The organism is Solibacillus sp. FSL K6-1554, from assembly GCF_038005185.1.
Taxonomy (GTDB): Bacteria; Bacillota; Bacilli; order Bacillales_A; family Planococcaceae; genus Solibacillus; species Solibacillus silvestris.
In genome coordinates, this window is sequence record NZ_JBBOSS010000001.1 from 2,678,489 (window position 1) to 2,693,772 (window position 15,284).

At 38.9% G+C, this 15,284-nt stretch carries 12 protein-coding genes; 6 read left to right on the forward strand and 6 right to left on the reverse strand.

All coding sequences use genetic code 11. The features are described 5' to 3' along the window. Nucleotides 1-38: 38 nt before the first annotated feature. The 5 genes from yihA to MHB58_RS13375 all read right to left on the reverse strand — a co-directional run bounded on the left by yihA (nucleotide 39) and on the right by MHB58_RS13375 (nucleotide 7,414). The gene (gene yihA, locus MHB58_RS13355; protein ID WP_340735403.1) at nucleotides 39-620 is read right to left on the reverse strand and encodes a ribosome biogenesis GTP-binding protein YihA/YsxC; all 582 of its coding nucleotides are present in this window, start codon (nucleotides 618-620) and stop codon (nucleotides 39-41) included. Continuing rightward, nucleotides 620-2,962 (reverse strand): endopeptidase La, encoded by a 2,343-nt coding sequence (gene lon, locus MHB58_RS13360; RefSeq protein ID WP_340735404.1) that lies wholly within the window; start codon nucleotides 2,960-2,962, stop codon nucleotides 620-622. Before lon ends, yihA begins: the two co-directional genes overlap by 1 nt. A gap of 258 nt (nucleotides 2,963-3,220) precedes the next feature. Continuing rightward, nucleotides 3,221-4,492 carry an ATP-dependent protease ATP-binding subunit ClpX gene (gene clpX, locus MHB58_RS13365; protein ID WP_008405169.1) on the reverse strand — a complete coding sequence of 424 codons (1,272 nt, stop codon included), beginning with the start codon at nucleotides 4,490-4,492 and terminating at the stop codon, nucleotides 3,221-3,223. A gap of 533 nt (nucleotides 4,493-5,025) precedes the next feature. After that, nucleotides 5,026-6,315 carry a trigger factor gene (gene tig / locus MHB58_RS13370; RefSeq protein WP_008405167.1) on the reverse strand — a complete coding sequence of 430 codons (1,290 nt, stop codon included), beginning with the start codon at nucleotides 6,313-6,315 and terminating at the stop codon, nucleotides 5,026-5,028. Between the two features lie 109 nt (nucleotides 6,316-6,424). Beyond that, nucleotides 6,425-7,414 (reverse strand): DUF3196 family protein, encoded by a 990-nt coding sequence (locus MHB58_RS13375; protein WP_014823249.1) that lies wholly within the window; start codon nucleotides 7,412-7,414, stop codon nucleotides 6,425-6,427. Between the two features lie 313 nt (nucleotides 7,415-7,727). Here MHB58_RS13375 and proC point away from each other — a divergent pair, with 313 nt between their 5' ends. From proC to MHB58_RS13395, 4 genes are all read left to right on the forward strand, one after another. Next, nucleotides 7,728-8,537: a pyrroline-5-carboxylate reductase gene (proC, locus tag MHB58_RS13380; protein WP_008405162.1), complete on the forward strand. Its 810-nt coding sequence runs from the start codon at nucleotides 7,728-7,730 to the stop codon at nucleotides 8,535-8,537. Between the two features lie 201 nt (nucleotides 8,538-8,738). Continuing rightward, nucleotides 8,739-9,968 (forward strand): saccharopine dehydrogenase family protein, encoded by a 1,230-nt coding sequence (locus tag MHB58_RS13385; protein ID WP_008405160.1) that lies wholly within the window; start codon nucleotides 8,739-8,741, stop codon nucleotides 9,966-9,968. A 32-nt stretch (nucleotides 9,969-10,000) separates the two neighbouring features. After that, complete coding sequence (gene nspC, locus MHB58_RS13390) at nucleotides 10,001-11,161, forward strand: carboxynorspermidine decarboxylase (protein WP_173364541.1); 1,161 nt, start codon at nucleotides 10,001-10,003, stop codon at nucleotides 11,159-11,161. A gap of 217 nt (nucleotides 11,162-11,378) precedes the next feature. Further along, nucleotides 11,379-12,425: an LLM class flavin-dependent oxidoreductase gene (locus tag MHB58_RS13395; RefSeq protein ID WP_340735405.1), complete on the forward strand. Its 1,047-nt coding sequence runs from the start codon at nucleotides 11,379-11,381 to the stop codon at nucleotides 12,423-12,425. Nucleotides 12,426-12,488: 63 nt separating this feature from the next. Here MHB58_RS13395 and MHB58_RS13400 read toward each other — a convergent pair whose 3' ends face one another. Then, nucleotides 12,489-13,952, reverse strand: a complete 1,464-nt coding sequence (locus MHB58_RS13400) for a protein adenylyltransferase SelO (RefSeq protein WP_340735406.1) — start codon at nucleotides 13,950-13,952, stop codon at nucleotides 12,489-12,491. 180 nt (nucleotides 13,953-14,132) lie between these two features. Here MHB58_RS13400 and MHB58_RS13405 point away from each other — a divergent pair, with 180 nt between their 5' ends. Further along, a complete protein-coding gene (locus MHB58_RS13405; protein WP_340735407.1) occupies nucleotides 14,133-14,723 on the forward strand; it encodes a biotin transporter BioY in 591 nt (196 codons plus the stop codon). Between the two features lie 107 nt (nucleotides 14,724-14,830). Beyond that, nucleotides 14,831-15,280, forward strand: a complete 450-nt coding sequence (locus MHB58_RS13410; RefSeq protein WP_014823245.1) for a universal stress protein — start codon at nucleotides 14,831-14,833, stop codon at nucleotides 15,278-15,280. Nucleotides 15,281-15,284: the final 4 nt, after the last annotated feature.

Here is a 15,284-nt window from a genome sequence, read left to right on the forward strand (position 1 = left end):
TAAAAAACAACCCCGAAAGAATTTCGAGGTTGCATTGTTTACATGCGTGATTCAATTTCTGCCCAAGCCTGTTCTAGACCAAGACCCTTTTCAGAAGAAAACACGATTAATGGATCTTGCTTTTCCATTTGTAGTGTTTCCCGGACAATCTTTTTATGCTTATCCCATTTCCCCTTCGGAATTTTATCTGCCTTAGTTGCGACAACTATTACCGGGATATTATAATGCTTTAAAAAATCATACATCATGCAGTCATCTGAAGTCGGGTTATGGCGAATATCAACAATTAAGATAACCGCTCTTAACTGCTCACGACCCATAAAGTACTGCTCAATCATTCTTCCCCATGCTGCACGTTCTGATTTTGAAACTTTTGCATAGCCGTATCCTGGTACGTCAACATAATAAAGCTGTTCTTCAATTTTATAGAAGTTCAGTTGTTGTGTTTTACCAGGTTTTGACGAAATACGTGCCATTGCTTTACGGCCAATCATACGATTGATAAACGAAGATTTGCCGACATTTGAACGACCCGCTAAAGCGAATTCAGGTAGCCCGTCTTCCGGGAACTGTTCTGGTCGGACAAAACTGCCGATCATTTCTACGTTATGGACTTTCATTACTTATTAAAACCTCCATCTAGTGCGAGCGCAAGAACTTCTTCCGCTTGTGAAACTAGTTTAAATGTGAGTTGCTCACGAATTGTTTCAGGAATATCATCAATATCACGTTCATTGTCTTGCGGAATGATAATCGTCGTTAATCCTGCACGGTGGGCACTTAGTGATTTCTCTTTTAAGCCGCCGATTGGCAATACACGACCCCGTAATGTTACTTCTCCAGTCATTCCAATTTCGCGTTTAATTGCTTTTCCAGTTATTGCGGACACTATAGCAGTCGTAATTGTAATACCTGCTGATGGACCATCTTTTGGTACAGCGCCTTCCGGAACGTGGACATGAATATCGTGCTGATCGAAATAATCAGCATCTACTCCTAAATCATTTGTTAATGTGCGGACGAATGAAAGCGCAATTTGTGCAGATTCCTTCATTACATCGCCAAGCTTCCCTGTTAAAATTAATTTACCTTTACCAGGTGTTAATGAAACCTCGATTTGTAATGTATCACCACCGACTGTTGTATAGGCAAGTCCAGTAGCGACACCTACTTGGTTTTCCAATTCAGCTTGTCCATAGCGGAAGCGGTGTTTCCCAAGCATATCCACTAGTACTTTGGAGCTGACCGTTACTTTTTTCTTTTCACCAGATACGATTTTTTTCGCAGCTTTACGGCAAACAGTCGCAACTTGACGTTCCAACCCACGAACACCAGCTTCACGTGTATAGTAACGAATTAAATCCGTAATCGCTTCGTCTTTCATTGCCATTTGTGTCTTCTTCAAACCATGTTCCTTCATCTGTTTCGGAATCAAATGGTTCTTAGTAATTTCTACTTTTTCGAATTCTGTATAACCTGCAATATTAATGATTTCCATACGATCCAATAATGGTGCAGGAATTGTACTTAAATCATTTGCTGTTGCAATAAATAGGACATCTTGCAAATTGTACGGCTCTTCAATGAAGTGGTCACTGAATGTATTATTTTGTTCGGGATCCAATACTTCCAGCATGGCAGCAGATGGGTCTCCACGGAAGTCATTTGACATTTTATCGATTTCATCAAGTAAGAATACAGGATTTGTCGTGCCTGCTTTTTTCATCCCTTGAATGATACGTCCCGGCATTGCGCCGACATACGTACGACGGTGACCACGAATTTCAGATTCATCACGCACACCGCCAAGTGATACACGGACAAATTTACGGTCAAGGCTTTCCGCAATGGAACGCGCTAAACTCGTTTTACCTACGCCCGGAGGTCCGGCTAAACATAAAATCGGACCGCGCAATGAATTCATTAATTGACGTACTGATAAATATTCTAAAACGCGCTCTTTCACTTTTTCTAAGCCATCATGATCGCGATTTAAAATTTCTTCTGCATAGGCAATATCAATACGGTCTTCCGTTTTTTCCGTCCAAGGAATCGATACAAGCCATTCCAGATAGTTGCGGATGACACCACTCTCTGCACTTGCTGCAGGCAACTTTTCGTAGCGGTCAAGTTCTTTTAACGCTACTTTTTGTGTAGACTCCGGCATTCCGGCACTATCGATTTTTTTGCGAAGTTCGGCAATTTCACCCGTTTTTCCTTCGCGATCACCAAGCTCTGTTTGGATTGCTTTCATTTGCTCACGCAGATAATACTCTTTCTGTGTACGCTCCATCGCTTGTTTCACTTTTGTACTGATTTTTTTCTCGAGATTTAGAATCTCCTGCTCGTCATGCAAACGAATCATCAAGTGATCTAAACGCTTTTTAATGTTCGTAATATCGAGCACTTCTTGCTTTTCGTTAATTTTGAAAGGTAAATGAGAAGCAATAACATCTGCTAATCGACCCGGTTCTTCAATATCAAGCACCAATTCGATTGTTTCTGTCGTAATTTTGTTTGAAGATTTTGCATATTTTTCGAAATACGATAACACAGTACGCATTAAAGCTTCCGTTTCTGCATCTTTGTGCAGCTCATCTTCAAATAGTTCCAAATCTGCAGTTGTAAATTTCCCGGAATCTTCATAGCTGACCATTTCCGCACGGTTTAAACCTTCAACCAGAATACGTAATGTTCCATTTGGAAGCTTCAGCATTTGTTTTACCTTCGCTAATGTCCCCATTTTATAAAGATCTGCTTTTCCCGGTGAATCAACACGCAAATCTTTTTGTGTTACTAAAAAGATTGTGCTATCTTCAAGCATCGCATGTTCTAGTGCAGCAATAGAACGTTCTCGACCCACATCAATATGTAAAACCATCGTTGGGTATACAAGAAGTCCTCTTAACGGTAAAACTGGCATATTAGTTAATTTTTTCGTCACGCGGGTATTCACCTCCATCCAAATCTTTAAAAAAACCCGCAATATAAGTATGTGTTAGTTCCTTGTCAATTACGCCTAAGCGTTACTGTGTCCAGATTTTTCCGAGTTTAGGTACTCAAAATACTACAGAAAACCATTTTTAACGCTTCAAAACCTGTGACATCCTGCTAAAATATCCGAAACCTTATGTATATGCTTTTTGTAAGAAAAAGCTGACTTTGGACTTGCTTGAGAAGTCTAAGTCAGCTACATAGTTGGAATCCATTCAGCTATTAATTAAGCTGAAGTTTTTTTGTTGTCGTCTTTTTTCAATTCAGACCCATCATCCAAAATTAACTTTGGATCTGCTTTGTCACGAATTGTTTCAGCTGTGATGATACATTTTTTAATATCTTCACGTGATGGTAATTCAAACATTACATCAAGCATTGTCGCTTCAATAATTGAACGTAGACCACGGGCACCGGTTTTGCGTTCAATTGCCAATTTAGCAATTTCGACAAGTGCATCGTCTTCAAATTCCAGTTCAACATCATCAAGCTCCAACATTTTTTGGTATTGTTTTGCTAAAGCGTTTTTAGGCTCAGTTAAAATTTGTACTAATGCATCTACATTTAACTGCTCTAATGTAGCCAATACCGGTAAACGTCCGATAAATTCAGGAATTAAACCGAATTTCAACAAGTCTTCAGGAATTAACTGTGACATGATTGAAGCATCTTCATCGATTCCTTTATTTTGTGTTGAAGCAAAGCCAATTACTTTTTCGCCTTGACGACGTTTAATAATTGTTTCGATTCCATCAAATGCTCCACCTACGATAAACAGGATATTCGATGTATCGATTTGAAGGAACTCCTGGTGTGGATGCTTACGTCCGCCTTGTGGGGGAACACTTGCAACTGTACCTTCTAAAATTTTCAGTAATGCTTGTTGTACACCTTCGCCTGATACGTCACGTGTAATTGAAGGATTTTCGGATTTACGAGCAACCTTGTCAATCTCATCAATATAAATGATACCCTTTTCTGCACGTTCTATATCATAATCTGCAGCCTGGATTAGCTTTAAAAGAATATTTTCAACGTCCTCACCAACATAACCTGCTTCAGTTAAGCTTGTCGCGTCAGCAATTGCGAATGGTACATTTAAAATACGCGCCAACGTTTGAGCAAGTAAAGTTTTACCGCTACCAGTTGGTCCGATTAATACGATATTCGATTTCGACAATTCAACATCGTCAATTTTTGAATTCGAATTAATACGTTTATAGTGATTATATACAGCAACTGCCAATGCTTTTTTTGCACGTTCTTGTCCGATTACATATTCACCTAAAATATTTAAAATCTCTTTAGGTTTTGGAATTTCATTGAACTCGATTTCCTCTTCGATCCCTAACTCTTCCACTACGATCTCCGAGCATAGTTCGATACACTCATCGCAAATATATACGCCTGGTCCTGCAACCAGTTTACGAACTTGTTCTTGTGGTTTACCACAAAAAGAGCATTTTAAATTGCCTTTTTCATCATTAAATTTAAACAATTTGGTTCACCCCTATTCAAGCAACAATCTTACAAGATTCTAGTTGTTTTATCAAATAAATTGATTGCGCGTTGTTACTAGCTTATTTTATGTCCTATTAAACTTTGCTGGCTGTTCAATAGTTAATGAAATTATCCCGCATTAACGGGTAGTAAGACTCCCGCCTTTCGACTAAAGTACAGCGAAAAGGAAAGGCGGGAAATCAACTACCCGTAAAAGCCCGTTTGGTTCAACTAACAATCAGTGGGAGATAAAGAACCCCCACTGATTTAAGTTTCACTTTATATTGTAACTTTTTATCATTAAATATTCAAATGAACCAACTATTATATGTATGTATTCAAAGGTAGAAAACAAGGCACGGGAATACCGTACCTTGTCAAAATCTCATTTTATTCAATCCGTACTAGTTTTATCTTTATGTTAGACGGTAGCCCAGGAGTAAACCAGTACTTGTCGGCACTGATTCATGCTTCACCATGGTCATGAATCAGCACAGGATTGAATTCAAATCGATTATTCAAAACAAATAATTAGTTAGAAATTTTAGCGTTTTCAACTAGGAATTCAACTGTTTTTTGAGTGCGGATATCGTTCTCAAGAACTTGAGTTCCACCTAAAGCAGTTAAAATTTGATCGTTTGACATACCGAATTGAGCAGCCATTTTTTCTACTTCTGTATTGATATCTTCTTCAGATACTTCAATGTTTTCAGCTTGACCAATTGCTTCTAAAACTAAAGATACACGTACACGGTTTACAGCTTCTTCAGCCATTTGAGTGCGTAATGCTTCTTCGTTTTGACCTGAGAATTGGTAGTAAAGGTCTAAGTTCATACCTTGCATTTGTAAACGTTGGCCGAACTCTTGAACCATGCGGTCAACTTCAGTGTTGATCATTCCTTGTGGAATTTCAACTTCTGCATTAGCAGCCGCTTTTTCAACTAACTCGTCGCGTAAAGAAGCTTCTACATCTGCTTCTTTGTTAGCTAAAGTAGTTTCTTTTAATTTAGTGCGTAATGCTTCTACAGTTTCAACTTCTGGATCGATTTCTTTAGCGAACTCATCCGTTAAGTCTGGTAATACTTTTGTTTTAACTTCTTTAACTGTTACAACGAATTTCGCTTCTTTGCCAGCTAATTCAGCAGCATGGTATTCTTCTGGGAAAGTAACTACTACATCTTTCGTTTCACCAGTTTTAGCACCTACTAATTGCTCTTCGAAACCTGGAATGAAAGAACCAGAACCGATTTCTAATGCGTAGTCTTCACCTTTACCGCCTTCGAATGCTTCTTCACCAACAAAACCTTCGAAATCGATTACAGCTGTGTCGCCTTCAACGATTGCTTCATCTTCTTTAATTTCTAATTCAGCTTTTTTAGCTAATTGAGCGTCGATTAAAGATTGAACTTCTTCGTCTGTTACTTCAGCAGATTGTTTTGTTACTTCTAAACCTTTATATTCACCTAATTTTGGTTCTGGTTTCACAGTTACTGTTGCAGTGTATGTGAAGTCAGTACCTTTAGCGAAATTCTCAGTACCCGCGATTTCTGGGTAGTCAACTGGCTCAATACCAGCTTCGTCTAAAGCAACTGGGTATGAAGAATTGATAACGATTTCTAGAGCATCTTGGTAAAGAGCTTCTACACCGTACATTTTTTCAAATACGTTACGAGGCATTTTTCCTTTACGGAAACCTGGTACGTTAATTTGTTTTACTACTTTTTTGAAAGCTTGGTCTAAAGCTTTATCAACTTCTGCAGCTTCTACAGTAACCGTTAATAAACCTTCGTTACCTTCTTGTTTTTCCCATTTTACTGACATATATATTACCTCCAAAGTTAACATTCGTTTGAATAAACAAACTCGTCATATATATTGTTTGACAACCATTTTAGTATAACATAGATGCTCAATGTTTCAACTTTTTTCACTACTCTTGCAAATCCGACATTTTTTCTATGTTTTGTAAAAAAGTAACTATTCCACCATTCATTTCACTCTCTTCACCGAACATTAATTTCACATAATGGATATAGCCTGCAGCAACTTCTTCACTGGAAAATCCGGCCCATTCAAACGGGTAAAGTACGATTGCATGTTTGTCGATTAAGTGCAAAGCAAACTCTAAAGTAGACGGCTCCTGTGCCAGTTGTTCCGTTATAAATCCCGTAATTTCAGTATATTGAGGCAGCTTCGTCGGCAACGGAAAATTCACCGGGTTTAATTCTTTGGACTGACCTAGTTTTGTTACAGTGACTGTCATATTGATTTCTTGTTCAACAAGCAGTATGAGCAGTAAGCTTTTTATAAAGGGTTGGATTGTTTCGTTTTCAATGAGTGCTTTCAATTCACCGGAATAGGGACGGATATTCTTTTCCGTAAGTTCATGAATCAGCATCATTTGCTGTTGTGCTGACATTACAGAAAATTCTGTTGCCGTAAATTCTTCAGGTTCGTTATCTTCAATAATTGTTGCTTGAAAATGGGATTCCTGGTTTTCCGCAATATGGGCATTCAAATTTTTTAAGCGTTCGAATTTTTCCGCTTCATATTCAGGGATTAATTGTTCGTCAAACAATGATTCAATGATTTTTTCAACTTGTTTAAATTGACGTAATTGCATGCAGATCGTTAAGTACAGTTCCATCACTTCAAAGTACATGTTTGGACCTATCGCAAGCAATTCCTCACAAACTTGTTTTGCTCGTTCGTAATTTTTTTCTTCATATAATGAGTATGCAAATATACTAAGTGATACTTCATCTCCCTCACCTAGTAACAAAGCTTGCTCAAATAGTTCATTTGCTTCTTTATACTGGTTATTTTCTGCCAAATATTTTGCTTCATTAAATAAACGATCCATCATCCCCGGAAATAAAATTACTTTTCCATGATCTTTATTTTTTTTATTTTCTTTCATCTAATCACTCCATCGGCGACAAAGTAATGCAGTTGCACTCTTCGTCCATTGCATTTATTTTAACGTTGTTTATTCATTCCAACAATAATTATATGAATGCATGATTTAATCTGAAATCGCGACCCTTTTCATTCAATATTCCCGTTCTTAATTGTAATTAACCTAATTTATTGTTAATAGCAACAAAAGGACGGTTATTGTGTGTATGAAAAAAGTCGTTCTGTTTGCATTGAACGGCCAGTGCGGTATACTAAGCGCTATGTACATTTTACGTAAAAGATATAATTAAATTAATTGAAAGAAGGATTTATAGATGAAATTTGGATTTATCGGACTTGGAAACATGGCTGGCGCGATTATTCACGGCATGATTACAAGCCAGCAATTTAATGCTGCCGATGTATACGGGATGAATCGGAGTCGTGAAAAAACCGAAGACCTTGTAAATAAATACGGCATTCAGGCAGCCGATACAATTGAACAGATAATGGAACAAGTAGACGTAATTGTCATCGCTGTAAAACCTCAAATGTTCGAAGATGTTTTACCTACAATAAAAAAACATCTAACGAATAAACACATCGTCATTTCAATCGCCGCCGGAAAATCACTCGATTATTTACATGAGGAACTTGGAAGCGAAACATCTATTTTCCGGGTTATGCCGAATATTAACGCAACAATCGGGGCATCGACAAGTTGTTATTCAACTCAGAAAGCTAGTGCAGGTCAAAAAGCAATCATTGAGAAGCTTTTTGCTACTGTCGGAACAATTGTCGAGCTTCCTGAAAACCTATTTTCAATCTTTACAACAATTGGTTGTGCTTCTCCTGCCTTTACTTACCTCTATATCGACTCATTGGCCCGTGCAGCAGTTCGTGAAGGGATGCCCAAAGATATGGCACTTCAAATTGCGGCAAGCTCTGTATTAGGCAGTGCGCAAATGGTATTACAGTCCGATTCTCACCCATGGGCATTAATCGATCAAGTATGTTCACCTGGAGGAACGACAATTCAAGGTGTCACTTCCCTTCAAGTTAATCACTTTGAAAGTACAATCTACGAAGCCGTTGATGCAGTAACGAATCGTGATACATTTTTACAAAAACAAACAGTTAAATAGATATGCCTGCCCAGTGGATATAACTTCTCACTGGGCTTTTTCTTTTTTATAAAGTAATGATAATAAATTATTTTTTTATTTTCTCTTAATTCTACAAAAAAAATATGAGAACATAATTGCTAACTACCGTACTATTCTATATAATCAATCTTGTTTCAAAAATGAAACCAAAAAATTATAGATTTGGAGCGTGACAAGAAATTGGGTAAAGCATTGATTATTGGAGCTGGCGGTGTAGCTAGCGTTGTCGTACATAAATGTGTACAAAACTCAGAAGTATTCGAAGAGATTATGATCGCAAGTCGAACAAAATCAAAATGTGATGCTTTAAAAGAAAAATTAGATGGTGGAAAAACGATTATTCACACAGCACAGGTGGATGCGGATAACACTGAGGAACTAATTGACCTAATCAATGGATTTAATCCAGATGTGGTGATCAATGTAGCTTTACCATATCAAGACTTAACTATTATGGATGCATGTTTGGCAACGAAGACTCACTATGTAGATACAGCGAACTACGAGCCTTTAGATACTGCTAAATTCGAATATAAATGGCAATGGGCGTATAAAGAGCGTTTTGAAGAAGCAGGTATTACTGCGCTTCTAGGTTCAGGTTTTGACCCAGGTGTAACAGGCGTATTCACAGCGCATGCACAAAAGCATCATTTCGATGAAATTCATTATATCGATATCGTTGATGCAAACGGTGGAGACCACGGACTTCCATTCGCAACAAACTTCAACCCTGAAATCAACATTCGCGAAATTACTGCGAACGGTCGTTTCTGGAAAGATGGCGAGTGGGTTGAAACGGAGCCTTTAGAATATAAAACAGTTTATAACTTACCGGAAATCGGTGAAAAAGATTGCTACCTTCTATACCATGAAGAACTGGAATCTTTAGCGAAAAACATTAAAGGTTTAAAACAAATCCGCTTCTGGATGACGTTTGGCGAAAAATACTTAACACATTTAAACGTTCTTGAAAATGTAGGTATGACTTCAATCGAGCCAATCGAATTCCAAGGACAAATGATTCAGCCAATCCAGTTTTTAAAAGCTGTTTTACCAGACCCAGCTACATTAGGTCCACTTACAAAAGGTAAAACAAACATCGGCTGTATCGTTCGCGGTATGAAAGACGGTAAAGAAAAAACTTACTATGTATACAATGTATGTGATCATCAAGAATGCTACAGAGAAGTTGGCTCACAGGCGATTTCTTACACAACTGGTGTACCGGCAATGATCGGCGCTATGCTTGTAATGAACGGCGAATGGCAAAAACCAGGTGTATGGAATGTAGAAGACTTCAATCCGGACCCATTCATGGATGCATTAAATAAATGGGGATTACCATGGCACGAAACAGAAAACCCTGAATTAATCGACTTGGAATTCACTTCTGCTGGAGAAAAAGCATAATGGCAGAAATTAAAAACACGAAAAAATCTGTGATGGCAGCTGCTCTTGAAAAAGAAACAGGCATTGACTGGTCAAAAGCACCATCTCCTGCCTTCGTAGTGGACGAGCGATTACTTGAGCGCAATTTAAAACTGTTAAAATCCGTACAAGATCGTACGAATTGCGATATTTTACTTGCACTTAAAGGGTTTTCTATGTGGTCAACATTTCCGATGGCGCGCAATTATTTAGCGGGGATTACATCTTCTTCACTATTTGAAGCACGTCTTGGCTTTGAAGAATTCGGCAAGGAAGTACACGCGTATGCCCCTGCTTATGCAGAGCATGAAATCGATGAATATTTAACTTATGTCGACCATATTGTATTTAACTCATTTGATCAGTTAAATAAATACAAAGACAAAGTGTTAAATCACGAGAAAAATATTTCAATCGGTTTACGTGTAAATCCAGGATATTCAGAAGTGGAAACACCTTTGTATGACCCTTGCTATATTAATTCGCGTTTAGGTATTCCGGTGGAGTCATTCCGTCCGGATGAACTTGACGGTGTAGAAGGTATTCACTTCCATGCAATGTGTGAGCAGGGTGCTGAAGTTCTAGAGCGTATTTTAGTACACTTTGAAGAGAAATATGGTGAATACTTGCATCAAATGAAGTGGATCAACTTTGGCGGCGGACACCATATTACGAAGCCAGGTTATGATGTCGAGCTATTAGTCAGCTTAATCAACCGCATTCAGGAAACATATGGCGTAAAAGTGATTTTAGAGCCAGGTGAAGCAATTGCGCTTAATACAGGATATTTAGTGGCGACTGTGCTTGATATCGTACAAAACGGTATGGAGCTTGCGATTGTCGACTCTTCAGCTACTTGCCATATGCCGGATACACTTGAAATGCCTTATCGCGCACATATTATCGGTTCGGGTCAGCCAAACGAGAAAGCCTACACTTATCGTTTAGGTGGGATGACTTGCTTAGCAGGCGATATTATTGGAGACTATTCTTTCGATGAGCCGCTACAAGCAGGCGACAAACTTGTCTTTACGGATATGGCCCATTATACAATGGTAAAAACGCATATGTTCAACGGTGTAAATTTACCAAGTATTTGCACTTACAATGAACAAGATGGTGTGAAAGTAATTCGTACTTTCCAATACGAAGACTACCGTAACCGTTTATCTTAATTAACAATAAAGGGTAACAAAAACATCCATTTCCCCAGTGAGGAAATGGATGTTTTTCTGATTTCAAGAGTACCGTAACCGTTAGAAGTGCTCCGACATTAGTTAATGTATACTTCCACTATTTTGAATGACTTGTTGCACCAAGCTAATTAATATAGATATCACAGAGTATATGATAAACTTACTTTTAGTAACTTACTAAAGGAGTCTATTAAAAATGAAGAAATTTGAATTCGGCATCTATTCCCTCGCTGATATTGGCACTGATCCTTTAACAGGAAAAGCCCCTTCTCCTTCGCAACGATTAGAGGAAATTTTACAGTTGGCGGACTTAACTGAAAATTTAGGGCTGGATGTGTTCGGTGTCGGCGAGCATCACCGTCTTGATTATGTCGTATCTGCTCCGCCTGTTGTTTTGTCTGCGATTTCTCAACGGACAAAACATATTAAACTGACGAGCACAACAACCGTTTTAAGTACGGTGGATCCTGTTCGGCTTTTTGAAGATTTTGCAACGCTTGATTTACTAAGCAACGGCCGAGCCGAAATTTTAGCAGGTCGTGGTGCATTCATCGAATCTTTCCCGCTTTTCGGCTATTCAACAAATGATTATGACGCATTATTTGAGGAAAACTTACTGTTACTTCAACAATTAAATTCACAGGAATGCGTGACATGGAGCGGTCAATTCCGCCCAGCTTTAAATAATGCGGAAATAGCACCTAGGCCCTTTAATCAGGAAATTCCTATTTGGGTTGGTGTTGGCGGCACACCGGAAAGTGCCGTTCGAGCAGGTCGTGTCGGAGTTGGGATGGCACTTGCAATATTAGGCGGTCCCCTTGATCGGTTCCAGCCACTGGTGAATCTTTACCGAAAATCCGGACAGCAGCATCCTGAAAAATTAAATGTTGGAGTTACCGGTCACCTTTTCATTGCTGAAACAACTGAACAGGCGCTGGAGCAATTTTACCCTTACTATAAAAACTATTGGCAGTATGTTAATCAGCAACGCGGCAGTTTCAGCTTCCAGTTATCTTTTGAACAATTCATCGAAATTACCGGACCGAACATGGCATTATTCGTTGGAAGCCCTGAAGAGGTTGCGGAAAAAATTATTAAACAATATGAATTCTTCGGGCATAGCCGGTTTTTGGCGCAGCCGGATATTGGCGGTCAACCATTTGAACTTGTTAAAAACAGTATGAACTTATTTGCCAACGAAGTCGTTCCAATTGTTAGAAACCACATTGAACTGAAATCATAAAACTTTTCTATAGTTAGTGAAAACGAGCACGGCAACAACTTTTTGTTGTACCGTGCTCGTTTTTTAAGTTCCACAATAACTTACAAACGGTGGTTCTTCGTCTGTCGGTGGCTGAGTATATTTTTTGTACTGCTTCGGCACAGTAAACGGGCTTGTCAGTACTTGGAGCATTTCAGCAAACATTGAAGGGTCGCCTTCTGCAAACTGATCGATTGCCTGTTCCACAAAATGATTTCTTGGAATAACGGTCGGATTAACGGACTGCATTACCTGCATTGTTTCATCAATCGTCGTGTCTTGTTGTTCAATCCGTTCAAACCATGTTTTTTCCCACTGTTTAAAGGCGTCTGACTGGAACAAATCATTATCCGGTCGCTTACCTTCCGACAATGCACGAAATGTGTTTGTATAGTCTGCTTCATGTTCTTCCATTAAATTCAGCAGATCATCTATCAGCTTTTCATCCTGATCATCAATCGAAAGTAGACCTAATTTTTCCCGCATTTCACTATAATAATAAGCTTCATAAATAGAAGGGAATTTCCCTAGAATAGTTTGTGCAAATTGAACTGCTTCCTCTTCGTTTTCATGAAGCAGCGGGAGCAGACTTTCAGCGAAACGCGTTAAGTTCCATGATGCGATCGGCGGCTGATTGCGGTAGGCGTAACGCCCTTGACGATCAATCGAACTGAATACAGTTGCCACGTCATACGTATCCATAAACGCACATGGCCCGTAATCAATTGTTTCACCGCTGATTGTCATATTATCAGTATTCATTACACCATGAATAAAGCCGACACTCTGCCACTTCGCAATAAGGGAAGCTTGTCTATCAATTACCGCTTCGAGCAGGGCAAGATAGCGGTTTTCTGATTGCATCAGCTCAGGATAATGGCGCTCAATTGCATAATCAGCCAAAGCTTTTAAGTCGTCCGCCTCTCCAAATGCAGCCGCATACTGAAACGTCCCGACACGTAAGTGACTTGCAGCAATCCGTGTTAGAACAGCGCCTTCCAAAGCTGTTTCACGATAGATGATATCGCCAGTTGCCGTAACAGCTAAACTACGTGTTGTTGGTATTGAAAGTGCATGCATTGCCTCACTGATGATAAATTCACGTAACATTGGACCAAGCGCAGCACGTCCATCGCCTCCACGAGAATATGGTGTAAGACCCGATCCTTTCAACTGAAGATCAAATCGTTTCCCATTTTCCGTGAGGTGTTCTCCGATTAATAACGCTCTTCCATCACCTAACATATTAAAATGCCCGAATTGATGTCCTGCATAGGCCTGTGCAATTTGTGCTGCGCCATCAGGCATTTCTTGTCCTGCCAAAATAGCGGCACCATGCTCTTTTAATTCCCGAGCATCTAACCCGAGCTTCTCAGCTAATGTACGATTGAAGATGACGATTGAAGGTGATGTCACTTCATTAGCTGTTACATGGGAATAAAAAGTTTGCGGCAACTCCAAGTAACTGTTATTAAAACGAAAACCAAAATTCTGCTTTTTATCTGTCATTGTTTTCGCCTCATTCCTTTCAAAGATGCATTTATTATAAACTTTTTTATAAAAGTTAACCAAAATTACGCCCGGTTAGTATGTTAACCTATTAAAAATAAAAGTTGACACAAAACAAAACTCAATTTATATTTATGTTAACCAAAACAATATAGAAGTTAACAACAAGGGGAGTAATATATGGAGACTGTTCACAAAACACAAAGCTTTAAAACGATCGACTTAATTTACAGTGCACTTTTTGCGACACTTATTATGATTGGGGCAAATATCACATCATTTGTACCCTTTCTAACGGTCGGTGGTGTACCGATAACATTACAGGCGTTTTTTGCCATCCTAGCAGGTTTAGTACTTGGATCAAAAAAAGGAGCCATTGCTTGTGCGGTGTATATGTTTATCGGTCTAGCAGGGGCACCGGTGTTCTCTAAATTCACAGGCGGATTTTCGGCGATTCTACTTCCGACTTTCGGCTTCATCGTAACATTTATTATAAGTGCATATATTGCCGGTAAAATTGCCGAAAAGTTTCAAACACGACTTGCCTATATTATTGGTGCACTTATAGCAATGGCGGTTAACTATATTATAGGAACAACATGGATGTATTTTGCCTATACATTATGGGCATCCGCTCCAGAAGGTTTTACGTTTAAAATGGCATGGCTTTGGATGATTCCGCCAATGCCAAAAGATATTATTCTTTCAATTTTCGCCGGATTCTTTGCTTATCGTATTCAAAAAATCCTGAAAATCCTGCCTACTAAATAAATAATTGATTGCAATAGAATTCCTCATCTCATGTTCTCGGCGTCATCATTATACCGAGATTCATATATTTGGTATACTTTATTCAATAGATGAAGGAGGAATTTCATATGGCAAATCATTATCAAAATATTGTTGTTGCAGTAGATGGTTCAGAAATAAGCGAACTCGCTTTTAAAAAATCGATTGATATAGCAAAACGAAATATTGGCTCGACTTTACATATTATCCATGTAATCGATACGAGCTTCTCCACATCTTTTGATATGCTTTATGATAATATGGTTGAATTGGTTCGCAAACATGGCGAAGTTTTACTGGACCGCTATGAATTGGAAGCAAAAGAAGCAGGCATTCCTGCGATCAATAAGATTTTAACAAAAGGCACGCCCAAAACAATTTTAGCAAGAAAGCTTTCAGAGCATGCACCTGCAGATATTATCATATGTGGTGCAACCGGCTCGAATGCGGTCGAGCAGATGTTCATGGGCTCCACTACGGAAGCAATCGTTCGGCATGCAACATGCGATGTTTTAATTGTACGGACACCCGTAAAATAAAAAA